The organism is Mangrovimonas sp. DI 80, assembly GCF_001975575.1.
GTDB lineage: Bacteria > Bacteroidota > Bacteroidia > Flavobacteriales > Flavobacteriaceae > Mangrovimonas_A > Mangrovimonas_A xylaniphaga.
Window position 1 is genome coordinate 89,926 of sequence record NZ_MSDT01000006.1, and the last position, 25,690, is coordinate 115,615.

17 protein-coding genes are annotated in these 25,690 nt (G+C 39.6%); 12 read left to right on the plus strand and 5 right to left on the minus strand.

Going from position 1 to position 25,690, the window contains the following annotated elements:
* Window positions 1-32: 32 nt before the first annotated feature.
* Window positions 33-1,556 (plus strand): aminotransferase class V-fold PLP-dependent enzyme, encoded by a 1,524-nt coding sequence (locus BKM32_RS12305; RefSeq protein WP_083702185.1) that lies wholly within the window; start codon window positions 33-35, stop codon window positions 1,554-1,556.
* Between the two features lie 9 nt (window positions 1,557-1,565).
* Here BKM32_RS12305 and BKM32_RS12310 read toward each other — a convergent pair whose 3' ends face one another.
* The 5 genes from BKM32_RS12310 to BKM32_RS12330 all read right to left on the minus strand — a co-directional run bounded on the left by BKM32_RS12310 (window position 1,566) and on the right by BKM32_RS12330 (window position 8,147).
* Window positions 1,566-3,587 (minus strand): DUF2264 domain-containing protein, encoded by a 2,022-nt coding sequence (locus BKM32_RS12310; RefSeq protein WP_076664072.1) that lies wholly within the window; start codon window positions 3,585-3,587, stop codon window positions 1,566-1,568.
* Window positions 3,588-3,598: 11 nt separating this feature from the next.
* On the minus strand, window positions 3,599-4,906 hold the full coding sequence (locus BKM32_RS12315) for a BNR repeat-containing protein (RefSeq protein WP_076664073.1): 1,308 nt from the start codon (window positions 4,904-4,906) through the stop codon (window positions 3,599-3,601).
* Between the two features lie 13 nt (window positions 4,907-4,919).
* A complete protein-coding gene (locus tag BKM32_RS12320) occupies window positions 4,920-6,146 on the minus strand; it encodes a glycoside hydrolase family 76 protein (RefSeq protein WP_076664074.1) in 1,227 nt (408 codons plus the stop codon).
* 207 nt (window positions 6,147-6,353) lie between these two features.
* Window positions 6,354-7,097 (minus strand): hypothetical protein, encoded by a 744-nt coding sequence (locus BKM32_RS12325; RefSeq protein WP_076664075.1) that lies wholly within the window; start codon window positions 7,095-7,097, stop codon window positions 6,354-6,356.
* A gap of 360 nt (window positions 7,098-7,457) precedes the next feature.
* The gene (locus BKM32_RS12330) at window positions 7,458-8,147 is read right to left on the minus strand and encodes an NUDIX domain-containing protein (protein WP_053975838.1); all 690 of its coding nucleotides are present in this window, start codon (window positions 8,145-8,147) and stop codon (window positions 7,458-7,460) included.
* A 237-nt stretch (window positions 8,148-8,384) separates the two neighbouring features.
* Here BKM32_RS12330 and BKM32_RS12335 point away from each other — a divergent pair, with 237 nt between their 5' ends.
* The 11 genes from BKM32_RS12335 to BKM32_RS12385 all read left to right on the plus strand — a co-directional run bounded on the left by BKM32_RS12335 (window position 8,385) and on the right by BKM32_RS12385 (window position 25,680).
* Window positions 8,385-11,438 (plus strand): TonB-dependent receptor, encoded by a 3,054-nt coding sequence (locus tag BKM32_RS12335; protein WP_076664076.1) that lies wholly within the window; start codon window positions 8,385-8,387, stop codon window positions 11,436-11,438.
* A 19-nt stretch (window positions 11,439-11,457) separates the two neighbouring features.
* On the plus strand, window positions 11,458-13,023 hold the full coding sequence (locus tag BKM32_RS12340) for a RagB/SusD family nutrient uptake outer membrane protein (RefSeq protein ID WP_076664077.1): 1,566 nt from the start codon (window positions 11,458-11,460) through the stop codon (window positions 13,021-13,023).
* Window positions 13,024-13,103: 80 nt separating this feature from the next.
* Window positions 13,104-14,654, plus strand: coding sequence for an alpha-N-arabinofuranosidase (locus BKM32_RS12345; protein ID WP_076664078.1), 1,551 nt, complete (start codon window positions 13,104-13,106; stop codon window positions 14,652-14,654).
* 33 nt (window positions 14,655-14,687) lie between these two features.
* Window positions 14,688-16,265, plus strand: a complete 1,578-nt coding sequence (locus BKM32_RS12350) for an arabinan endo-1,5-alpha-L-arabinosidase (RefSeq protein ID WP_253187462.1) — start codon at window positions 14,688-14,690, stop codon at window positions 16,263-16,265.
* 102 nt (window positions 16,266-16,367) lie between these two features.
* Window positions 16,368-17,375, plus strand: a complete 1,008-nt coding sequence (locus tag BKM32_RS12355) for a glycoside hydrolase family 43 protein (RefSeq protein WP_083702186.1) — start codon at window positions 16,368-16,370, stop codon at window positions 17,373-17,375.
* A 4-nt stretch (window positions 17,376-17,379) separates the two neighbouring features.
* Complete coding sequence (locus BKM32_RS12360; RefSeq protein ID WP_076664080.1) at window positions 17,380-18,375, plus strand: arabinan endo-1,5-alpha-L-arabinosidase; 996 nt, start codon at window positions 17,380-17,382, stop codon at window positions 18,373-18,375.
* Window position 18,376: 1 nt separating this feature from the next.
* Window positions 18,377-20,749, plus strand: coding sequence for a glycoside hydrolase family 127 protein (locus BKM32_RS12365; protein ID WP_076664081.1), 2,373 nt, complete (start codon window positions 18,377-18,379; stop codon window positions 20,747-20,749).
* Between the two features lie 82 nt (window positions 20,750-20,831).
* On the plus strand, window positions 20,832-22,175 hold the full coding sequence (locus BKM32_RS12370; protein ID WP_076664082.1) for an MFS transporter: 1,344 nt from the start codon (window positions 20,832-20,834) through the stop codon (window positions 22,173-22,175).
* A gap of 2 nt (window positions 22,176-22,177) precedes the next feature.
* Window positions 22,178-23,188: a glycoside hydrolase family 43 protein gene (locus BKM32_RS12375; RefSeq protein ID WP_076664083.1), complete on the plus strand. Its 1,011-nt coding sequence runs from the start codon at window positions 22,178-22,180 to the stop codon at window positions 23,186-23,188.
* A 114-nt stretch (window positions 23,189-23,302) separates the two neighbouring features.
* Window positions 23,303-24,979 carry a ribulokinase gene (locus BKM32_RS12380; protein WP_076664084.1) on the plus strand — a complete coding sequence of 559 codons (1,677 nt, stop codon included), beginning with the start codon at window positions 23,303-23,305 and terminating at the stop codon, window positions 24,977-24,979.
* Window positions 24,979-25,680 carry an L-ribulose-5-phosphate 4-epimerase gene (locus tag BKM32_RS12385; RefSeq protein WP_076664085.1) on the plus strand — a complete coding sequence of 234 codons (702 nt, stop codon included), beginning with the start codon at window positions 24,979-24,981 and terminating at the stop codon, window positions 25,678-25,680. Before BKM32_RS12380 ends, BKM32_RS12385 begins: the two co-directional genes overlap by 1 nt.
* Window positions 25,681-25,690 lie beyond the last annotated feature (10 nt).

A 25,690-nucleotide genomic window follows, 5' to 3' on the forward strand; every position in this document is an offset into this window, starting at 1 on the left:
TGATCTGGACTAATTCTACTTAAAATAATAATATGGGTACAATAGGTAATTTTCTTAAACCGGTAATAGGTAAAGAGGGGCTGTCAAAAAGCAAATTGGAAGACTATTTTAAACCTTTTAGAGAAAATGTTATTGGATCGAGTACTAGTTTTAAGTCTCCTTATGGACGACAATCTATTATTTATGCTGATTGGACAGCTAGTGGAAGATTATATCGTTCCATTGAAGAAAAGCTTTTACATGATATAGGACCTTACGTAGCTAATACTCATACAGAAACGGCAATTACAGGTAGTGTGATGACGCATGCTTATCATGACGCCAGAAATATTATCAAGACTCATGTTAATGCTTCATCCGATGATGTATTGATAACTGTAGGTACAGGAATGACTGGGGCTATCAATAAGTTTCAGCGTATTTTGGGTATTCGGCTTAATGAAAACTTGAAAAATCACACTCAAATACCAGAAGAAAAACGTCCTATTATTTTCATCACTCATATGGAGCATCATTCCAACCAGACGTCCTGGTTGGAAACCATTGCTATTGTAAAAGTTATACCTGCTAATGATCAAGGGATGCCTTGCTTGGATAGTTTACAAAAATTATTATTGGAGTATAATGGGTACCCTATAAAAATAGCAGCGGTGACAGCCTGTTCTAATGTTACTGGTATTAGGACCAATTATCATGGAATAGCTAAAATTATGCATCAAAACGGAGGTTTGTGTTTTGTTGATTTTGCATGTTCTGCTCCTTATGTCGATATAGATATGCATCCTATTGATGAGGAAGCATATTTAGATGCCATAACATTTTCTCCTCATAAATTTTTGGGAGGACCTGGGACTTCTGGCGTGCTGATTTTCAATAAAAAACTGTACAAAAATATGGTTCCTGATAACCCTGGAGGAGGGACTGTGAATTATACTAATCCATGGGGAGACCATGATTATATCGATGATATCGAAATAAGAGAGGATGGTGGAACACCAGGTTTTTTACAAGCTATAAAAATAGGATTGTCTATTAAGTTGAAAGAACAGATGGGGGTTGAGAACATTTTGAAGAGGGAGCATGAACTTTGTGATATTGTTTTTGATAGACTGTCCAAAATTGATAATCTGACCATTTTAGCTGGGGAGCATAAAGATAGGCTTGGAGTGTTTTCGTTTTATATTGATAATGCTCATTATAATTTGGTAGTGAAACTTTTGAATGATCGTTTTGGAATCCAAACAAGAGGAGGTTGCTCATGTGCAGGTACCTATGGGCATTATTTGTTACATGTGGATCAGCAGACCTCTAAGTCCATCGAACAAAAAATTCTTGGAGGATGTTTTTTAGAGCGTCCAGGATGGGTCCGTATGTCAATACACCCAACAATGACTAATTCTGAAATTGAATTTATTTGTAATGCTATTGCTGAAGTTGCTGAAAAACATGAGATATGGGGTGTGGATTATCATTATGATGCTTCAAAAAATGAATTCAAACATCTTAGTGAAGATAATGGAGAGGCAATGATTGTTGATGATTGGTTTGAAATTTAAAATTACCTGTTAGGGGTAAACTAAAAATTTACAGGTTTTGGTATTGCCATCTTTCATTTTGATAATGACCTTGTCATTTTTCAATTTTAGACTTTTTACAGGAACTAAATCCTCTTTACTCCAAGAGTCTCCTGATGCTTTCCAAAGCATCAAAGTAGCGAAAACGATGTCTTCTTTTGGTGTGTATTGTGAAATGGCATTCAAAACACAGCTTTCTCTAGAAACAGGATGCAATCCTGTGGTTTCAACAAATTCTAAGTTGTCCCAACCACTAAGTATGACCATGGCAAGTTGGTAGGCGCCATTATCCATAATAAATACCTCGTGGTCATCAATGCGTTTTCTGGAGTATTTGATATCCTGTTCCAATTTAGGAAGGGCGTAATGTCCCAAATGCATTTCCAATGGTTTGCTGGTTGTGTTAAGGTCTATACGTAGTATCCCATTAGGTAAGGGGATGTCGGCCAATTGCATGGTAACGGTTTCATCGGTTTCCAAAACAGCATCTCGATAGTAAATGCCGTCTTCAAATTTTTTGAAATCGTAAAGTCTAAATACTTCCCATTCATTTTTTTTGTTTTTGATGGCATAATTCATTGAGACTTCTCCGTTCTGTCCATCCGCTTGCCAAGGAAAGGCACTGTTGTAGGACAGTTTATTGTAATTTTCCGAAGAACGGAACTTTTGCCAATCATCGGCTACCTTTTCATGGCACCAAGCACGTATTTCGGAAGCACCAATATTGGGGTAATCTGTAATTAAGGTGTTTGACTTTTCTTGAAATTTATTGTAAACCGTATCTTTTTTAAAATCGGTTTTCCAGGGGCCGTTGTTTTCTATGGCAGTCCAAAATGGATTGTTATCAGGAATGAGCAACCCAAGAAAGGCTTTGCCCATCCAATACACACTGCCTCGACAGCTGTAATTTTGAACAGCGGGTTCAAAATGTCCGTAAAAGCCTAGAGTAGGAACTTCGTCTTCCAGAAATTCTGGGTTGGACAAAAACTGCATTAGGACGCCTGAGGAAATTCTGCGCATCCAACCATAATTAATGTCTTCCTTCTCCAAGGTTCCGAAAAAGGGAAGAGGGCTAATAGAAGCAAACCGATAGCTGATACTTCTGCCATACATGATCATTTCTCCATTTTCTGAAAACAGATAAGGATAATTGTCGGTCATGTCTGTAAAATTGCTGGTGAACTTTGCAGCAATCTCTGGAAGGTACTTCTGTCCGTAAAATTCAGACCATAAAATACCGTAAAGTTGAAAGGCCCACATGCTGTAATAGTCATAGGCAGGAGCGTCATTATACCAACCATCCGCGCGGTATTGGTCTAAGGATAGATTTAAATATTCGTTTAATAATTCCTCGTTTATAGCGTATCCTTGATCTTTGAAAAAACTCATCACGAAAATGTTGAAAAACCTCCAATTGGAAGGTACAGTTGGTCCATTCCCGTAGCTCAGCATGGTATGGGCTAAGGCGTTTTTTTGCTCTTGGGACAATGGTTCCCAAATGGCCTCCGGTGCTACAAAAAGTGAAATGGCCAGTGCTCCAAATTCAACTAGAATTTGAGTGGGGCCCTGATCTTGAGTTCTAGGTGGAATATAGGAGACCTTAGCTGGATCAAGTAAATTCAAAATTTGAAGGCGATAGTATTTTGCCACATCAATGCCGTTAACCTGTAAGGAGGGATTTTCCTTTAAAAGTGGCGCTGCCACAAACAACGTACGGCATAAGCCTTCTAGCTTTTCCGTTGGTACCTGATCTTCGTTATGCGGATAGCTTTTTCCAGGCAACTTGGGGAACTTCATCGGGTCTTCATAGGAATTGATGTATGAAAAGGCGCCTTCCAATATGTATAATGCGGCATCTCTCCAGTGTTGTTTGGTCATTCCGGTATAGGGACTCTGTTTGTAATCTGGCTGGTCAATTTGAAAAATAGCCGCTTCCTTTTGGTTGCTTTGGGCGTTTAGCCTTGTGAAATTTGCTGTTAAAAAGAGTGCTATTAATGTAAATATGATTCTCACCGTTTTATTTTTTAAGGTTGCCAGTCTAAAACTTCAACATCACTTTCCTGAATGTTGGATAAGCCTTCTCCGTCTACTTGATAGGTTTTTTGTAAAAACAAACTCAGTATTTTTGAACTTTTCCAAAGTTCCGTGTCTAAAGTCGGTTCCCAAGCTTCGTAAGAGTCCTCGGTTACATCCAAAATTTGCCAGTTACTATCAAATGGAAATGTGTTATAGGCAATTGATACTTTGCTACCGCGCTCTTCATCCCTGAATATGACAATAATGTCCTTTGAGTCGGTTGCTACTATTTGTGGTCTGGAAATAGGAATTGATTTCGTGCCTAGTCCGCTTAGGCTAAAAGGTGTTTTTCTGAAACCTAAATCGACAGTTTGCCATTGGTCTGTTTTGTAGGTGAGATGGAATTGCGGAATCTCACTATCTGCTTCACGCCAATAACTAACAATGAAAGGATTGCCATGTTTGTCGGAGGTCATGGAAGTTTGGTTGATAAGCTCGCTGTTTTGAGGAATATTTTTAATCACTTCAGCAGAACTTTCTGTAATGGGAAGTTGGTAAATTTCTCCTGTCGATTTTTGCCAGGTTTTGCCACCGTCTTTGGAAGTGGCGTAAGCCAAATCATGATTGCTAGCCACATCGGGGCTTTCTCTCCAAACCCAGGAAATATGAATTTGGTCATTTTTGTCTACATAGGCCTGCCAATAGGCATTTCTTAAACCTTCTCCACCTATAAGATTATCCTGTACCCTGTGCCAAGTTTGAGTTTGGGTGTTGTAATAGTTGATGAGAAGATTGCCGTTCCCTGAACCTCCATCTCTATAGAAAAAAAGGAGGTTGCCATCCTGTAAGGCGTAGAATTCAGGGTAACTTACCTGTTGCTCTTTGTCGCTCAACATTGGTGTTTTTTTGCCTAGTTCCAAAGAATTGGGACGGACACTTTTGGCATAGTTAAGCTGATTGTTGTGGTTGCCCCAAGCCACATGTAAAAACCCCTCGCCATCCACCATAATGCTGATGGAGTTATGCGCATCTTCTACATGGGCAGTGTAAGGAGTAACTAAGGTTTCCCATTGGTTTGATTTTAGGAGTCTTTTTCCCAATACCACATGGCCTTCTGGATTATAGTAGGCAATGTACTGGTGTTTGTTGTGCGTTGCTAAAGAATTTTTTCTAAAAATAACCGTATTGATAGAGTTCTTGGCCCATCCTTCACCCACCTTCGAGATGTTGGTTTCTAAAGGTTTTTGGAACGAAGTTTTGTGGCAAGATGCCGCTAAAAGAAAAAGTAAAAGATAGGGAAACGTATGTCTTAACATGATTGCCTAATGTCTAATTGATGAGTTCTATTTTGTTTAAATATCTTAAAAGAGCTTCCACGTAATAATAATCGGCATAGGAGAGGGGAACATCAACTTCGGTATTATCTGGCATATTCCCAACACAATGTTTGATGATAAAGCCGCCTTGTTCACCTTGCGATGCAAAATATTCAGGGGAAGAAAGACTTTTGAGCATTTGTTCGCCAGTATGGAAGTAGATTTTGGCTTTGTCTTCAGAAGCGTAGTTTTTGAGCTCCAATAAGGCAGAAGCCATGATAGCCGCAGCCGAGGCGTCTCGTTTAGCATTTGGAATATTGGGAGCGTCAAAATCCCAATACGGAATTTTATCTTTTGGAAGGTTGGGGTGATTCACGATAAAGTCTGCAATACCCATAGCATGTTCTAAATACTTTTGGTCTTTGGTATATCGGTACATGGTAGTGTAGCCGTACAATCCCCAGGCTTGTCCTCGTGCCCAAGAAGATTCATCGGCATAGCCTTGATCGGTATTTTTCATTTCAACATTTCCTGAAATGGTATCGTAGGAGACAACATGGTGGCTACTAAAATCTTTACGGAAATGGTTTTTTAGGGTAGTATCGGCATGTGTGAGGGCCACTTCGGTAAATTGATCGTTGGTGAAATGTTTCCCTGCCCAAAGCAGCATTTCCAGGTTCATCATATTGTCAATGATTACAGGGTATTCCCATTTGTCATTCCACGGTGCAGGATCCCAAGAGCGGATAGTTCCCGTTTTTGGATTGAAACGAGAGCTTATGGATTGTGATGCATTTTTGAGGATTTCGGCATATTCAGGATTGTGTGTTACTTGATAAGCATTGCCAAAACTGCAGAACATCATAAATCCTAAATCGTGGGTAGTGGTATTGTATTGTTCTTTTTCAAGTTCAATTAATTTTGTTTCGGCTGTTTTAAGAAGCATGGAATCTTGAGTACCTTCAAATAAATACACCAAAGTACCCGGGTAAAAACCACTGCACCACCAACCAGAGTCACTGAACCTAAGAGTATCGTTGACATAAGTGGTGGGGAATTGGTCGATAGGAACATTTTTTGAAAGGGTTTTGTAATTGTCGGCTGCCATTTCCAAATGCTGCTCAGCCCAATTAGTTTCTGATTGCTGAGGTGTTTTGTTCTCTGTTTTACAAGAGGTAAGGCTAACTGTAAAGCAGAAATTTATCAGGAGGTATGGGACTAATCGATTTTTGAATTTCATTTAATTTTCAGGTGAGAGGTTAATTTTACAACTTAGTTTTTCACTTATAAATACTGTTGTCCTACAAAACTACATGTTTTTTATGGTATTGGGGAACATGTTATTTGTAAAAAGGCACCCACGTATCACTATGCTTGCTGCTACGTGGGTGCCAAGGTGTTATTGGGAAAGATTTACATCAAATTGTATTCGGTTATAAATTTTGTTTTATTCTATAATTTCCACCAATTGTTCCATTTCAACTAATGCACCGTTTACATATTTTTCTTCCTTGATAAAGCCAATATCGGGGGCGTAATATTTTATTTCGTATTCACCTGTTTCAAAGGGATTTTCGTCTTTGGTCATCAAACAGTTTTGATAGGTTCCTAAATCGATGGTGACCGTTTCGTTGGTACTTAAAACTTCGGCATAATCTTCAGCTTCGTCTTCCCAATATTCTTGGTGGTACGTCTGTCCTACATATGGTGCAATTGGAAGCCAATAACCGGGTAGGGCATCATCTATTCCTGCTTCCCAAGAGCCGTCATTGTCTTCAAAATCTCCATCATCGTCGTAATTTTTAACCGATTCTCCAAAATACCAAAGGTTGCCATTGTCATCTTCGGCAATCCAATCATCGGTATCTTCAATAAGAATACCGTCTTTATAAACCACATCATGTTGGATAAAACAGGTTACTCCCATGACTGTTTTGGTGTTGGTCCTTATTTCTATTCTAATTTCCTCTTCGGGTTCTTCTCCAATATCTCCGGCTTCATACACATAGATGGTTCCGGTGGTTTTCGGGCCAAAATAATTGTTGGTGATAGTGGTTGGTGATGTGAAGGTTACTTGCGAAACATCCGGAAGGTCATCAGGAATGTTGTTGGACGGAGTGGAAGAATCGTCGTCGTTGCTACAAGCCAAAAGGCTTGCAAAGATTGTGATTAATAGCAGTACTTTTTTCATAGCCTTAGATTTTATATTTGTTTTTAATAGCAGCCTAAGTAGAAAAGATGTAAAGGATAGCAGTGAACAAGGTTGGAAGGCAATAACCGAGGATGGATTATTTTGTTGAAAACTATACAATGACGCTTATTTCACGTAATAAGCATCAATATTTTACCCAAGCTTTGTGTTTCGTCTTCCAATTTTAGCTTTTTGGAAGTCATTGGCGGAAGGTGATGCAGGTAAAAAGTTTAGTTAATTTTTTAACGTAATATATTGAAATATATTGTGTTGTGTGTGTGGTAGTGAATTTTTTTGCTTTACTGTTTGGGATGAACTGTGGAATAAAAAAAGAGAACGGTTACGTTCTCTTTTTGTGTGTTAGATCTTAAAAATAAAGCCTTCGTGGGTTTTTTTGTCGTATTTTTCTTTGTCAAACATATGAAGGTAAGAACCTTTTCTTGAAGATTCCATGTCCTTTTCATCTAGCTTGATTAAAATGTCCAAGGCATTGATTTTACTGATGAAATTCCGTTTGTCCAAGTCTGTGTCCAAAATAGATTCATAGAGTTTTTGCAATTGCCTCATGGTAAACTTTTCAGGTAAGAGTTCAAACCCAATAGGTTTGGTAGAGGCTCTGTATTGTAGGCGTTTAATGGCCTGGTCTACCATTTCGTTGTGGTCAAAAATCAGGTTCGGAATTTTATCAATGGTGAACCATTTGGCCGAATAGTGCTCTATGAGTTCTTGGTCGTGGTCTTCAATATTGATAAGTGCATAGTAAGCAACCGAAATGGTGCGCTCTTCAGGATCACGGTCTACTTCACTATAGGTGAAAAACTGTTCCAGATATACTTCGTCAAGACCTGTAAGGTGATTCAAAACCCTATTGGCTGCATCGTCTAGGTTTTCTTCTTTTTTCAAGAATCCTCCAATTAGGGACCATTTTCCTTTTTCAGGTTCAAAATCCCTTTTAATGAGCAAAATTTTCAGCTTGTCTTTGTCAAAGCCAAAAATGATACAGTCCACGGCCAATAAAACCTTGTCTTCTTTACTGTAGTTATTTAGCATCTAAATTTATTTGAGCATTGCTAGGCAACTTTATGAAAAATATTACAATTAATCAATTAAAATTTAATAAATGTAAAAAACACAATTATTAATTCGGTAATAAATATAGTGCTTAAATATGTAATTCTTAAAAAAATCATAAAAAAACTTGCTTATTTGAAAAAACTTTAATTCCTTTGGAAGTGTATAATTAACACTTATAGCTAAATTTTAAAACTAATTCTAAATTATTCTAGTATGATAACAACCAAATTTTTGATTGGTAATCATTTGACACTAAGGGTTCCAAAGTGTCTTTTTGTGATGATTATGGTGCTGTTGTCGGCAACTGGTTTTGCCCAACAGAAAACCATTACTGGAACAGTGACATCGGCCAGAGATGGCATGACACTTCCAGGAGTAAATATTGTTGTGAAGGGAACTTCCAACGGTACTGCTGCAGATTTTGACGGAAACTATTCTATTACGGCATCTTCGGGTGACGTTTTGGTGTTTTCTTTTGTTGGGTACAAGCAAAAGGAGGTAACCGTAGGAGGTCAATCTGTTATTAACGTGGCCATGGAAGAAGATGTTGCAGCCCTTGACGAAATCGTTGTAGTAGGGTACGGTGCTAAAAAGAAAGAAAATTTAACAGGATCGGTAAGTGTCGTTGACGTAGAGGATGCTAAAAAGACCATTACTTATGATGTTGCTAAAATGATCCAAGGGCAAGCACCTGGGGTGACTGTACAGTCATCTGGTGAGCCTGGTGGATTTGTAAACATTAAAATTAGAGGGATTACTTCTTTTAGAAACAATAACCCATTGTTCGTTATCGATGGAGTAATTGTTGATGATCCTTATGATTTTGCTACAGGAGACATCGAGTCTATTCAAATATTGAAAGATGCCTCTTCTGCAGCTATCTACGGTGCTCGTGGAGCTAACGGGGTTGTGATCATCACTACTAAAAAAGGTAAGCAAGGAAAGTTGGATATCAGCTACAAAACAACACTTGGATTCCAAAATGTTGCTAAAAGCAGATGGTATGATTTAGCCAATAGAGAGCAGTACCAAGAATTGGTAAGAGTAGCGGAGACTAATGCAAATAATCAAGGTGCGAATTTGCCAATTTCACCAGGAGTATATCCTGATAACGATTTGTTTATTGACGATGTGGATACCGATTGGCAGGATGAGGCCTTCAGAACTGGAATTTTGGAGAATCATTCCTTAACCTTTAATGGAGGAGCTGAATCATTGAGTTATAATGTGAACCTGGATTACTTCAAAAACACCAGTTACTTTGAAACACCTCAGGCTTACGAGCGTTATTCCACAAATGTGAACTTAGGAGGAGAGAAAGGACGTTTTAAATACGGAGCTAAATTAGCCTATTCTCAATCTGATAAAGAAAGATTTAATGAGTATTTGGCAGGTACAAGTTCTATTATCAATTTGTTAGGGGCGGTGCCAACTATGCCGGTTTATGATGAAAACAGACTAGGAGGTTACGGTGGTACTGATGGTATTGCCCAACGTGCGATCTCTTTGAATGTTATTGGATACAATAACCTGATAACCAATGAAGGAAAGCGTAATCGTTTTATTGGAAATATTTGGGGAGAATACGAAATCTTGAAAGGCCTTAAATACAGATTGAATGTAAGTGGGGACCGTACCAATTGGAATGATCGTTATTTTAATCCGCCAAGTGATTTAGGGTGGTATTATGTAACCGAAAATGCGGAGTCTAGATTGGAAACCAATAATGGTCATAACACTAGGACGATTATCAATAATTTGTTAACTTATGACCTTACTCTTGGAGAGAAACATAATTTCAATCTGTTAGGAGGTATGATTCATGAGCGTGCAGATTATTATAACTTAATGACAAGAGGTACTGGTTTTGAACCAGGAGAAATTTCTGAGTTTCAATATGCTGATAATAGAGATGCAATTGAGCGTTACACAACAGAAACTTATAAGTCATATATTGGTCGTTTCAACTATGATTTTGACGACAGATATTTATTTGAAGCTAACTTCCGTCAGGATAAATCTTCAAAATTTGCACCAAGAAACAATACAGGAAACTACTTCTCTGTATCTGGAGCCTGGAAAGTACATAACGATATCAACCTTCCTGAATGGTGGAATACCTTTAAAATCCGTGGAGGTTATGGACAGTTAGGAAACAACACCATTGGTTTGTATGAATTCGCCTTGACCACCAATGATTTCGCGAGCTACTTATTCGGTAATGAATTGGCGCCAGGATCAACGGTGGTGAAAATTGTAGACCCAGATATCAAATGGGAGGACACTGAGTCTACCAACGTAGCAGCTGAGTTTGGTATGTTTAATAACAGACTACAGTTTACTGCAGAGTACTTTAAAAAGCAATCCACAGACTTGTTGGCTGATGTGCCAATCCCTTACTCTTCTGGATCATTCCCAATTTTGTTGACTACCAATGCTGGTACGGTTCAAAACACAGGTATGGAATTTACTTTAGGATGGGGAGATTCCAAAGAAGATTTTAGCTATAACATTTCGGCCAATTTTGGTACCTTGAAGAATGAGGTGTTGAAGATAGGTAATGATGATACCCCAATTCCTGGATTTGCATCTAGAACAGAGGTGGGAAGATCTGCAGGTGAAATATATGCCTATGAAGTAGAGGGGATATTCCAAACCCAAGAGGAAATTGATAACCATGCTTCTCAGCCTGGAGTTACAATGCCTGGTGATGTTAAGTTTAGAGATGTGAACGGTGACGGTGAAATTAATGCCGACGATAGAACATTCCAAGGTGTTACAATTCCAAAGTTCAATTTTGGTTTGAATTTAAGCGCTCGTTATAAGAATTTTGATGCTTCAATGTTCTTCCAAGGAGCTGGAGGTCATAAAATTTACAATCGTACTTATCAAAGTTTAATGGTTGGTGATTTAGGTAACAGTCATGTGGATATGTTGAATTACTGGTCGCCAGATAATACCAATACCAATGTGCCAAGACCTATAGTTGGTGATCCTAATGGTAATAATAGAGAGTCAAACAGGTTTGTTGAAGATGGAGACTTTATTAGATTACAAAGTTTGGAACTTGGATTTAACATTCCTTTAGAAACTAAAGTATTTACGAGAGCAAGAGTATTTGCTTCAGGGCAAAACCTATTTGTAATTACTAAATACAATGGCTATGATCCTGACTTTATCAGTGATGGATTATTTAATAGAGGTGTAGAATTTGGATCTTTCCCTAACCCAAGAACTTTGGCTTTAGGAGTGCAGGTAGACTTTTAATTAGAAACAATTGAAAATTATGAAAACTAGAAATATATTATATTCAATAGCAGTAGCAACCTCAGTGTTGGCTACCAGTTGTGTAAGCGACGAGGATCTAAACCAAATTTCCCCGAATTTTGAGACAGCAGCATCCTTTTGGGAAAATGGCGATGATGCCCTGAAAGGGGTAAATGCTGTCTACGGAAGTTTGTTAACAGATGGAACTTACATGCGTAGTACCCCTTTATTGTTGGATTTGAAGGGAGATTGTACAAGAAGTAATTCGCCTTGGGGTGCCATGGCTAATGTAGGAAAGTTTAATTCTAATGTAGCTGATGCGGCCATTTATGGATGGGCTTTTGAGACTTATTATCAAGGTGTTTATAGAGCCAACCAAGTGTTGGAAAACGTTCCTGGGATAGAAATGGAAGATGCCGCTCTAAAAGACAGAATTTTGGGTCAGGCTTATTTTATGAGAGGTCTATACTTTTTCCATTTGGTAAACATGTTTAAAAATGTACCGCTTCCTATGACAAGTGTTGAGATTTACCATGAGCAAAAGTCTCAGGAAGAAGGTTGGGCTCAAGTAAAGTCAGATTTTGAAATGGCAGCCAGTTTGCTACCAGTGTCTTATAATGATGTGTCTGGTCCAGATCAAGGACAAAAAGGACGTGCAACTAAAGGCGCGGCTTTAGCCTACTTAGGAAAAGCACATTTGTTTAACCATGAATTTGCAGAAGCAAAAACAGCCTTTGAGCAAGTTATCGGGTTCGGTGTTTATGATTTGGTAGCAGATTATAGAGATAACTTTACTATAGTTAATGAGAATAATGAAGAGTCTATCTTTGAAGTGCAATTTAACAGAGAAGTTGGAGGAGTAGACTTAGGATGGGGAGGTACACCTTCTTCAGCTTGGGGGAAAACTTCAGCAAGAGCGATTACTTATGGACCGCCTACATTTGGATTTACAGATGTGCAGCCAACTTGGACCTTATTTAATGAGTTTCAGGAAGAGTTAACTGTAGATGGAGAAATCGATCCTAGATTAGATGCTACCATGTTCTACAATAAGCCAGGGATGATGTTGTACGGTGTAGAGTTTGCAGTGCACTATGCTGGTAATGAGTCTCAGTTAAATGACATCTACTGTGCTAAATACCAAAATTCAGATGGTAGTCAAGCCAATGAATACGATTGGAGATCGGGAATCAATGAGCGTATCATGCGTTATGCTGATGTGTTGTTGATGTATGCGGAGTGTTTGAATGAATTAGGACAAACCGATGCGGCTTATCCTTATATCCAACAAGTAAGAGACCGTGTGAACTTACCTGATTTGGCAACCGTAAACCCAGGAATGAGCCAACAGCAAATGCGTGACCAAATTGCACATGAGCGTTACTTGGAGTTTGCTTTGGAAGGACATCGTTTTGACGATATCCGCCGTTGGGGATGGCTTGAGGATTCTTCTAAATTGGAATGGTTGAAATCTAGAGATCCAGAGTACAACAGTTACACTCCTGGAAGAGAGTATTTCCCAATTCCACAATCTGAAATGGATAATAACCCGTTAATGACCATTGGTCAAAATGCAGGATATTAATATTTGTTAATTTTGAATTAGTCTTCAGTTACGAAAGACCGCGCCGGTCGCGCGGTCTTTCTTTAAAATAAAAAAATGATATGAAAAAGAACAGCATTACAACTTTGATAATCGCTGTATTTTTGTGTTTAGGCCTGTCCCTAAGCGCTCAAAATACGGTAGAAGTAACCCTTACACAAAAAGAGGACGCGCCTCAAATCAGTAAACATATTTATGGCCATTTTGCAGAGCATTTAGGGCGCTGCATTTATGACGGTTTTTATGTAGGAGAAGATAGTTCCATTCCAAATACAAATGGAGTAAGAAATGATATTATTGAAGCGTTAAAGGATTTGAAAGTTCCAAATCTTAGATGGCCAGGAGGTTGTTTTGCTGATACGTATCACTGGAAAGATGGTATTGGACCTAAAGAAGATAGACCTACGATCGTGAACCAATGGTGGGGAGGATCAACCGAAGATAATAGTTTTGGAACACATGATTTCTTGAATTTATGTGAAGCTTTAAACGCTGAACCATATTTGGCTGCCAATGTTGGTAGTGGAACGGTTCAGGAATTTGCCGAGTGGTTGCAATATGTAAACCATGACGGTATTAGTCCTATGGCCAAATTAAGACGTGAAAATGGTCGTGAAAAACCATGGAACGTTAGAATTTGGGGTGTAGGAAATGAAATGTGGGGATGCGGTGGTAACATGCGCCCAGAATACTATGCCGATGTGTATAGAAAGTATGCTACTTTCATGACCGATTGGACCAACAGCAACGCTTTGTTTAGAGTTGCTTCTGGAGCAAACAGTGAAGATTACCATTGGACAGAAGTGTTGATGCGTGATATTCCTAAAAATTTAATCGATGGTGTGGCATTGCACCACTATTGTGTGTTGGATTGGGGGGATAAAGGACCAGACAAATCCTTTACAGATGCGCAATACTTCAAGATCATGCAACAAGCCATAAAAATGGATGAGCTAATAACTAAGCATACGGCTATCATGGATAAGTATGATGCCGAACATAAAATTGCCCTAGTAGTTGACGAATGGGGAGGCTGGTATGACGGTGAAGCCCAAGATAAAGGGGTGTTGTATCAACAAAACACGATGCGTGATGCTATGATTGCTGGGGTAACCTTAAATATTTTCAATAACTGGGCAGATAGAGTAAAGGTGGCTAACCTTGCACAAACGGTAAATGTATTGCAAGCAGTAATCTTGACAGAAGGAAACAAGATGTTGTTGACTCCAACCTACCATGTTATGAAAATGTACAATGTGCACCAAGATGCTACATTAATGCCAGTGTCATTCACATCGCCTCAATATACTTTGAATGGTCAATCCTTACCGGCTGTTTCAATTTCGGCATCTTACAATGCTGAGAATGAAAAGCACATTTCTTTGGTGAACATTGATCCTACAAAAGAACATACTATCAGTATTGATGTAGATGCATTGAAGATTATAAATGTGACAGGTACGGTATTGACGTCTTCCGATGTACACGATTACAACTCTTTTGATAATCCTAGTAAAATTGCTCCAGTAGCATTTAAGGATTTCAAATTGAAGAAAGGGAAACTTCAGATAACGGTTCCTGCTTTATCAGTAGTAGTATTGGAAGCTAAATAATATATAGTCATGATAACTATCAAAAGAATATTTATGATACTGTTGATCTTAGGAACAGCCTTAGGCTGTTCCAAAGACGACAGCACTACAGAAGACCCTATCGGAGGTGAAGATCCTACAGATGATGACCCAATTGAAAATACCTTTGATGGTCCAACTTACTCAGATAATTATACACCGATTTCTTCATGGTCCAATAGAAGTAATTGGAACTTGGCCAATGTGCATGATCCAACAGTAGTAAAGCAAGATATTTATTTTTACATGTACCAAACCGATGCGTCCTACGGGAATGCCCATGACGGACATGGCCATTTTCATGGTCGACGCTCTACCGATTTGGTGAATTGGGAATATTTGGGAAGCACTATGGATAATGCCCCTGCTTGGGTAAAGGATTCCATGAATACCAAAAGAGTACAAATGGGATTGCCTGAAATCGATAGTCCCAACTATGGCTTTTGGGCACCGTGTGTGAAAAACGTGAATGGCGTTTACAGAATGTACTACAGTATTGTGGTGGATGAGTTGATTGAGGGAACCGATCCATGTGCCTCATGGGGAGAGCGTCCTTATATTGGGATGATGGAAACTACCGATTTGGCTTCCAACAATTGGGAAGATAAAGGTATGGTAGTAACAGCCATTCCTGATGGAATTGAAGATCGTTACAGAACGAGTTGCAATGACTGGAGTTCGTACTACAAGTTTAATGGTATCGACCCTAGTTATATTGTAACTCCAGGAGGGGAACATTGGTTGGTCTATGGTTCTTGGATGACAGGAATTGCAGCCGTACAGTTGGATCCTGCTACAGGAAAACCATTTCAATTGGATACCGTTGAGGATTATGGTACGAGAATCGCAGGACGTGGTAATATAAATACCAATAGATGGCAAGGAACCGAGGGAGCTGAAATCATTTACAATCCAGATACTGGATATTATTACCTGTTTTTGGCTTATGACGAATTGTCTAAAGCTTACAACACCAGAGTTGCAAGAGCTACCGATATTATGGGACCTTATTACGGTATCGATAATCAAAATGTATCTGAAGGTGCCGAGTGTTGGCCAATGTTAACACATCCTTATCAGTTCAACAATCATACAGGATGGGTTGGAATTTCACACTGTACGGTATTTCAGGATGAAGCCACTCAAAAGTGGTATTTCTCCTCTCAGGCTAGGTTGCCAGAAGGGGTTCCTGGAATCAATGTATCCAATGCTGTGATGATGGGGCATGTTAGGGAGTTAAAGTGGACTTCAGATGGATGGCCTGTGGTTGCTCCTGAAAGATATGCGGCTGTACCGGAAACCGAAATTACTGCTGAGGATATTTCTGGAATTTGGGAACAAATAACAATGAACTACCAATATCAGGTAATGCAAACCTCAGAAACCATCGTGTTTAACAGTAATGGAACTTTGTCTGGTGCTGTTTCAGGAACATGGAGCTTGGATACGGACACTAATACGCTAACCATAAACGGGAATGAGTGTAAGTTGTTTGATGCTTGGGATTGGGAGGCCTCTCCAAGAGGGGTGACCATTTCATATTCTGGTTTAACCGTTGATGGAAAGCCGATTTGGGCCAAAAAAATAAATTAAATAATGATGAAACGACTATGAATTTTTAGATACTTAACTAACTGATGAAGTATCAAAAAAATATATAAAGTTCCATCTGACAATTGAAATAAAATCGAACAGATGAAATATAGTATAGCATTGACCTTGGGAGTGGCTTTGTTCTTGTCATGTAAAGAACAGAATAAGACTCTTGAAATTGCAGAGGTGATACCTACTGAAAAAGAGGTTGCAAAAGCACCATTACAGATCAATAACCCAATTATTAAAGATAAGTTTACCGCAGATCCTGCTGCTTTGGTGCACGATGGAACGGTGTACTTATATGCTGGCCATGATGAAGCGCCAAACGATTTTCATTTCTATAGAATGAACGAATGGTTGGTGTATTCCTCTACAAATATGGTAGATTGGCAAGAACATCCCGTACCATTAAAACCATCAGATTTTAAATGGGCCAAAGGCGATGCTTGGGCTGCTCAGGTAATCGAGCGTAACGGAAAATTCTATTGGTATGTTACCGTAGAGCATGATGATACCCATCCTGGGAAAGCAGTTGGAGTGGCAGTGGCCGATTCTCCAATAGGACCTTTTAAGGATGCCCTAGGAAAAGCTTTGGTGACCAACGACATGACAACGCATTCGGATATTTCTTGGGATGATATTGATCCGTCGGTAATTATCGATGATGACGGTCAGGCCTATTTATTTTGGGGAAATACGGTTTGTAAGTATGCCAAGTTGAAAGAAAATATGGTGGAACTTGACGGGCCAATCCATGTGATTGATGTGCCTAAGTTTACCGAAGCACCTTGGATTCATAAAAAAGGCGATTGGTATTATTTGTCGTACGCATCAGAATTTCCAGAAAAAATTGTGTATGCCATGAGTAAATCGGTTACCGGACCATGGGAATACAAAGGGATCTTAAATGAATTGGCGGGGAATTGTAACACGAACCACCAAGCAATCATTGAATATAAAGGAAAGGATTATTTCATCTACCATACGGGAGGGATCAATCCTAATGGAGGTAGTTTTAGAAGATCGGTATGTATCGATGAGCTGAACTACAATCAAGATGGCACGCTGCAACGTGTGGTAATGACTTCTGAAGGAATTCAAAAATAGAGTTATGAAATTTATAAAGCAATCTATAGCAGTCTTTGCTTTGTTGGCAGGGATGATGGTATTGGCCCAAACAGATAAGCCTATAACCCATGATCCTGTCATAGCCAAGCAGGGAGATACCTATTATTTATTTTGTACCGGGCCTGGCATTACCAGTTTTACATCCAAGGATTTAAAAACATGGACACAGGCCGATCCTGTGTTCTCAGTAAATCCAAAATGGGCTAAAGAAGTAGCGCCTGGATTCAATGGACATATTTGGGCGCCGGACATTACCTTGCATAAGGGTACCTACTACTTGTATTATTCCATTTCTGCTTTTGGAAAAAACACGTCCGCGATAGGCTTGGTAACCAATACGACCTTAAATCCTAAGGATAAAAATTACAAATGGGAAGATCAAGGAATTGTAATTCAATCCATCCCGAATAGGGATTATTGGAATGCCATTGACCCTAATCTAATCTTTGATGAACAAGGAACGCCTTGGATGGCTTTTGGATCGTTTTGGGGAGGGCTCAAAATGGTGAAAATGGCACAAGATTTAAAATCACTTGCAGATCCTGAAGAGTGGTATACCATTGCTCGTCGTGAGCGTTCATTTGAAAAAGAAGATGCTGATGCAGGTGATGCCGCTTTGGAAGGTCCGTTCATTTTCAAAAAAGGGGATTACTACTATCAGTTTTTGTCTTGGGACTATTGTTGCCGCGGAGAAAACAGTACCTATAAAGTGGTGGTTGGACGCTCTAAAACAGTGATGGGACCTTATGTAGATAGAGAAGGAAAGCCCTTAAATGAAGGTGGTGGAACTTTGGTGCTTGAAGGCAATGAGAAATGGTATGGTGCAGGGCATAATAGTGTGTATACCTTCAATGGTAAGGATTATATTTTCTTCCATGGTTATGATGCATCCGATAAAGGTTTGCCTAAACTTCGAGTTTCTGAATTGAAATGGGATGCCGATTTATGGCCAAGTCTAAAAGACAATGTACTAGATTAAAATGAAATCATTAATAGCAAGTTTGGGAATTATTTGCACGCTGACGGCCACGGCACAAGAAGCGGTAAACCTATTCCCATTAAATCAAGTTTCTGTGACTTCCGGTGTATTTAAGGAAGCCGCAGAAACTGATTTTAATTATATACAACAGTTAAACCCAGATAGACTGCTGTCGCCATTTCTTCGAGAAGCAGGTTTGGCGCCCAAAGCGCCATCTTACACCAATTGGGAAAATACCGGATTGGATGGGCATACTTTCGGGCATTATTTGTCGGCTTTGTCAATGTATTACGCCTCCACAAATGATGCAAAAGCCAATGAGTTGATTGATTACGTGTTGTCCGAATTGCAGCGTGTGCAACAGGCAAACGGAAATGGATACATTGGTGGAATTCCTGGTAGTAAGGCTTTATGGACCGAAATTGAAAATGGGCACATCAATGCTGGAAGTTTTAGTTTGAATGATAAATGGGTGCCGCTTTATAACATCCATAAAACCTTTGCAGGCTTAAAGGATGCTTGGGTATTTGCCCAGAAACCACAAGCTAAAACCATGTTGGTTGCTTTAACCGATTGGTTTATTGGGGTGACCAAAAACTTATCAGAGGCACAGGTACAAGACATGTTGCGTTCAGAACATGGGGGATTGAATGAAGTTTTCGCAGAGTTGTATCACATTACAGGGGAAACAAAGTATTTGCTGTTGGCCAAGCGCTTTTCTGAAAAAGCCTTGTTAGAACCACTGGCAGAAAACAAAGATATTTTAACAGGTATGCATGCCAATACGCAGATTCCGAAATTTATTGGGTTCGAGCGTATTTCACAGTTGGATCATGATGCTATTTACCATGATGCAGCTTATAATTTTTATAACAATGTTACAAAGGAGCGAACTCTAAGCATAGGCGGGAACAGTGTACGGGAGCATTTTAACCCAATCGATGATTTTAGTGATGTGCTAAGTAGTCAAGAGGGGCCTGAGACCTGTAACACCTACAATATGCTAAAGTTGAGCAAGCTTTTGTTTGAGGATACCGCCAACGAAGCGTATATCGATTTTTACGAACGCGGCCTTTACAATCATATTTTGTCCTCTCAAAATCCTAAGGGAGGTTTTGTGTATTTCACACCAATGCGTCCGGGGCATTACCGCGTGTACTCGCAACCGGAAACAAGCTTTTGGTGTTGTGTTGGCTCTGGGATGGAAAACCATACCAAATACAATGAGTTGATTTATGCCAAAACTGACGATGCACTTTATGTGAATCTTTTCATGCCTTCCAAAGTAAATTGGGAAGCGCAACAAGCAAGCATTACACAAGAAACCAATTTTCCCGAAGAAGCTACTACAACCTTGATTTGGGAGAGTAAAAAAGCAAGAAAAACTACCTTGATGTTGCGATATCCACAATGGGTGGCAGCCGGTAATTTAAAAATTTCTATTAACGGAAAGTCTATTGAAGTTGAAGGAACTCCAGGATCTTATATTCCAATTTATAGAAAATGGAAATCTGGTGACCGAATCACTATGGAATTGCCAATGCATTTAAGTTTGGAGCAAATTCCTGATCAGTCAGGCTATGTGTCTGTAAAATATGGGCCAATCGTTTTGGCCGCAGTAACGGGAGAGGACCATCAAGATGGTTTGTTTGCAGACGATAGTCGAGGTGGTCATATTGCTCACGGGCCGTTTTTACCAATGACGGAAGCCCCAATGTTTCTGTCAGAAAAAGGAGAGGATATTTTAACAAAAATAAAGCCGGTACAAGGAAAGCCGCTACAGTTTACCGTAGAAGATTTAGTATATCCACAAACCTATAAGAATTTGGTACTTCAGCCATTTTATAAAATCCACGAAAAGCGCTATGCTATTTATTTCAAAAATGAAACACCTGAAGGCCTAGAGCAAATGCAACGGGAGTTGGCTGAAAAGGAGAAAGCCGAAGCCTATTTGCGATCCATCACTTTGGACTATGTCGCACCTGGAGAACAGCAACCGGAGTCAGATCATGGTTTTAAATCAGAGCGTTCCAATTCTGGAGTGAACCAAAACCGTCACTGGCGCGATGCTTCGGGTTGGTTTAGTTACGAGCTGAAAAATAAGGAAGCTGAAGCAAAAGCTTTACGCATCACCTATTTTGGGTTGGACGCCAATAGGAATTTTAAGATTAGTGTGAATGGACAGACTATTGCCAATCCCAAATTAAAAGGAGATAAAGGCAATACGTTTTTTGAAGTGGATTATGAATTGCCTGAGGATATTGTGAAAGAGAACGAGCTTTTGGAAGTACGCTTTATAGCCGATGAAAATTCAACAACGGCAGGAATTTATGGGGTACGCTTAATGAGTGTCTCTGGTACTTCAAATGAATAGAAAACAAGAAAAAAATAATTGCTAATAGAGATCAATGAAAATTGTGCCTCACTGCTAGAAATAGTATTTTGAAAAAGACCATATGAAATCAGAAAATCAAAAATTAAGCCTACTTGAAAAAATTGGATATGGCTCTGGAGACGCAGCGGTAAATGTTGTGATATCTTCCATGTTCCTTATCATCACCTTCTTTTACACGGACGTGTTTGGGTTGAAGCCTAAAGACATGGCCTTATTGTTTTTATTGGTACGATTAATCGATGCTATTACGGATCCTTTAATGGGATTGATCACCGATAAGTTTACGACCAAATGGGGACGTTACAGGCATTACTTTTTGTTCTTAGCGGTGCCTTTTGGGATTTCGGTGTTTTTAACCTTCACCACACCCAATTTTGATTATGCCGGTAAAATGATCTATGCGTACATCACTTACATATTTGTGACGATAATGTTTACATCGGTAACAATTCCGTATATCTCTTTAATTGGGGTGTTGACCAGCGATCCTCAAGAACGTTTGTCGGCTAATGGTTACCGACTGTTCTTTGCTAAGGTAGCAGCCTTCTTAGTGTCTATCGTCGTACCTATTTTGGCGGAGAAGTTTGGAAAAGATGATTTGGGTAGAGGCTATCAAATGGCCATGGGTTTAATGGCCCTTTTAGGAACCCTATTGTTCTTATTTAGCTTTTTTACCACAAGAGAACGCGTAGAACATGTGGTAGAGGATAAGCCTTTGAAAGAACAGTTTCAGTTGTTGTTGAAAAATGGGCAGTGGACCCTTTTATTTGGGGTGTGTTTCTTCGGTACCGTGGGTTACGTAATCCGTAATTCAGTAGCCATTTTTTATGCTAAATATTTCTTGGGTGGTGATGCCAGTGTGCAATCATCGTTTATGGCAACTGGGGTTGCGGCGGCTATTTTAGCTATGCCAGCCTCGACATTTATTACCAAAAAATACTGTAAGGTAAAATTGTTTAAATGGTCCCAAATTGCGGTGGGAGTGATTAGTCTTATTATGTTATTGGTAGTACAGCCAGGAAACCTTGTGATGGCCTATGTACTGTATTTCATCTTGTCTTTTGTAGTCGATTTACATGCGCCAGTTTTCTGGTCGGCTATCGCAGAAGCGGTGGATTACGGTCATGCCGAATCAGGAAAACGCGTGTCTGGTTTGTCCTTTGGAGGAATTTCCTTTGCTCAAAAATTGGGAATGGGAATCGCCGGAGCTGCCGTAGGATATTTATTGGATTTCTTCGAATATGTACCAAAAGCAGAAACGCAAACTGAATTTGCCCTTTGGGGAATCGCCTTAATGCTAACAGTAATTCCAGGAATATTCCATGTGATTATGGGAGGAATGATGTTCCGTTACAAAATCACCGATTCATATTACGAAACAATTAAAAAGAAATTAAATATATAACAATGAAGATGGAGAGTTCTGAAAAAAATGCACCGATTGTAGAGCAACGTGCTGACCCGTTTATTTATAAACATACTGATGGATATTACTATTTCACGGGGTCTGTGCCAACCTATGATCGTATTGAACTGAGAAGAGCGAAAACAATTGCTGAACTGCCGAATGCCGAAACCTTTGATGTGTGGTTCAAGCATGAAAGTGGTCCAATGAGCCGTCATATCTGGGCGCCTGAGATTCATTATTTGGATGGTAAATGGTATGTGTATTTTGCGGCTAGTGAAGAGGAGGATATCTGGGCATTACGACCTTATGTTTTAGAGTGTACAGGTGAAGACCCTCTTAATGATGAATGGATTGAGTTGGGGATGATGCAAGCTGCCGATGGTGACGAAAAATCATTCATCGACTTTTCATTGGATGGTACCGTGTTTGAAAATAATGGCAAGCGTTATTTCTGTTGGGCTGAAAAAACAGGAGGTCAATTTGCGGCGTCCAATTTGTATTTGGCAGAAATGGAATCGCCAATAAAACTTAAAACAACGCAGTTCATGCTGACCACGCCAGATTACGATTGGGAGCGTATCGGCTTTTGGGTGAATGAAGGTCCAGCCGTTTTAAAACACAACGGCAAAATATTTATCACCTTTTCGGCTAGTGCTACTGGAGCCTGTTATTGTATGGGTTATATGGAAGCGGATGAAACTGCCGATTTACTAGATAGAAATTCATGGACAAAAACCAGATATCCGGTATTGGAAACCAATTACGATAAGAAAATTTTTGGCCCAGGGCATAATTGCTTTACCGTGGCAGAAGATGATACAACGCCATTGTGCATCTATCATGCAAGAGATTATGAAAATGCAGTTGGTGATCCAGCAGTTGTTCCGAAAACTGATACTAGACCTTTGGAGGAAATTGTGGCCGATCCACTATACGATCCAAACCGACATGCTAGAATGTTGGAGCTGAAATTTGATGAAAAAGGGAAGCCTCTTTTTGAGTTTTATTAGGTCAAATTTGTGACCTATTGTTTTGAATGTTAAAACTAAAATTTAAAAGTGTATAAAATACACTTATTTTAATGTAAAGCGTATCTTTGTATACAAACAACTAAACAAGTTAAGATGAAAACATATGTTATAGGATTAGATTATGGGTCGGATTCTGTTCGTGCGGTCTTGATTGATACACAAAACGGAGCCGAATTGGCTTCGGAAGTGTTTTGGTATCCACGATGGAAGGAACAAAAATATTGTAATGCGGGAATTAACCAATTCAGGCAACATCCTTTAGATCATATTGAAGGACTTGAACATACCATTACCTCAGTAATGCAGCAAAGTGACGTGAAACCAGAGGCGGTAGTGGGAATTTGTATTGATACTACTGGGTCCTCACCAATGCCATTGACAGTAGATGGGACACCATTGGCTTTTGTGGATGGGTTCACTGAAAATCCAAATGCTATGATGGTACTTTGGAAAGATCATACTTCGGTTGCAGAAGCGAATGAAATCAATGAATTGGCTAGAACTTGGGGAGGTGAAGACTATACCAAATTTGAGGGAGGAATTTACTCTTCTGAATGGTTTTGGGCAAAAATATTACATATTGCCAGAGAGGATAAGGCTGTAAAAGAGCAGGCTTACACTTGGATGGAGCACTGCGATTACATCACCTATTTATTAGCCGATAACAAAGATTTAAATACGTTTAAAAGAAGCCGTTGTGCTGCGGGACATAAAGCCATGTGGCATGAGAGTTGGGGAGGATTGCCAGCTAAGGAATTCTTAGGACAATTGGATCCATATTTAGCCGATTTAAAAGATAAATTATATACAGACACCTTTACGTCCGACGATATTGCGGGTCACCTTAATGAAGAGTGGGCCAACAAACTTGGTCTGTCAACAAAAACCGTAATCGCCGTGGGTACTTTCGATGCACATTCTGGTGCGGTGGGAGCTAAGGTTGACAATAATGCGTTGGTACGTGTTATGGGAACCTCTACTTGCGATATCATGGTATCACCTCGCGAAGTGATTGGGGATAACTGTGTAAAAGGAATTTGTGGGCAAGTAGATGGATCTGTGATTCCTGGAATGATTGGTTTGGAAGCTGGTCAGTCTGCCTTTGGGGATGTCTTGGCTTGGTTTAAAGATGTGTTGTCTTGGCCTATCGAAAACCTTGTGTTGACTTCTAAAGTGTTGTCAGATGAGCAAAAGAAAGCTTTAAGTGAAGAAGTTGAAGCTAAGTTCATTCGTACTTTAGCGGAACAGGCTGAGAGAATTCCAATTTCAGAAGCCATTCCAATTGCTTTGGACTGGGTAAACGGAAGAAGAACGCCTGATGCCAACCAAGAGTTGAAAAGTGCCATCTCTGGAATTTCCTTGGGAACAAAAGCGCCTCATATCTTCAAGGCTTTGGTGAATTCTATTTGTTTTGGTTCCAAAATGATCGTGGATCGTTTTGAAAGCGAAGGCGTGAAAATAGAATCTGTTATCGGAATTGGAGGCGTGGCAAGAAAGTCGCCCTTCATCATGCAAACTTTGGCCAACGTTTTGAACATGCCTATTAAAGTGGCAGAATCAGACCAAGCACCAGCTTTGGGGGCTGCCATTTATGCCGCTGTAGCAGCAGGTTTATATCCAAACGTAATTGAAGCCAGTAAAGTCATGGGAAGTGACTTTGAGGCAGAATATTTTCCGCAAACAGAACAAGTGAAGGTGTATGCCAATTATATGGAGGCCTACAAAACGTTGGCAGCCTATGTTGAAACTAACATTAAATCCAAAAAGTAATGAGTTCTAAGTATAAATCTTTAAAAGAAGAATGTTACGAGGCAAACATGCAATTGAATGCCTTGAACCTTGTAGTGTACACTTTCGGAAATGTAAGTGCTGTAGACAGAGCCAATGGCGTATTTGCCATTAAGCCAAGCGGGGTGCCGTATGAAATTTTGAAGCCTGAAGATATCGTGATCTTGGATTACGACAACAATATTGTGGAAGGAACCATGAGACCGTCTTCCGATACCAAAACGCATTCCTTTTTGTATAAAAATTGGGATGACATCGGTGGGATTGCCCATACGCATGCTACGTATTCGGTATCATGGGCGCAGGCGCAAAGAGACATTCCTATTTTTGGAACCACCCACGCCGATCATTTAACAGCCGATATTCCTTGTGCACCACCTATGAGCGACGACCTTATTGAAGGGAATTATGAGCACAACACGGGGATTCAAATTTTGAACTGTTTCAAGGATAAAAACATTTCGCATCAAGAAGTGGAAATGGTACTAATTGGAAACCATGGCCCATTTACTTGGGGTAAAGATGCTGCTAAGGCAGTATATAACAGTAAGGTGCTGGAAGTGGTGGCAGAAATGGCCTATTTAACACTTCAAATCAACCCAAGTGCACCAAGATTAAAAGATTCATTAATAAAAAAACACTACGAGCGTAAGCACGGTAAAAATGCCTATTACGGTCAATAATTAATACACA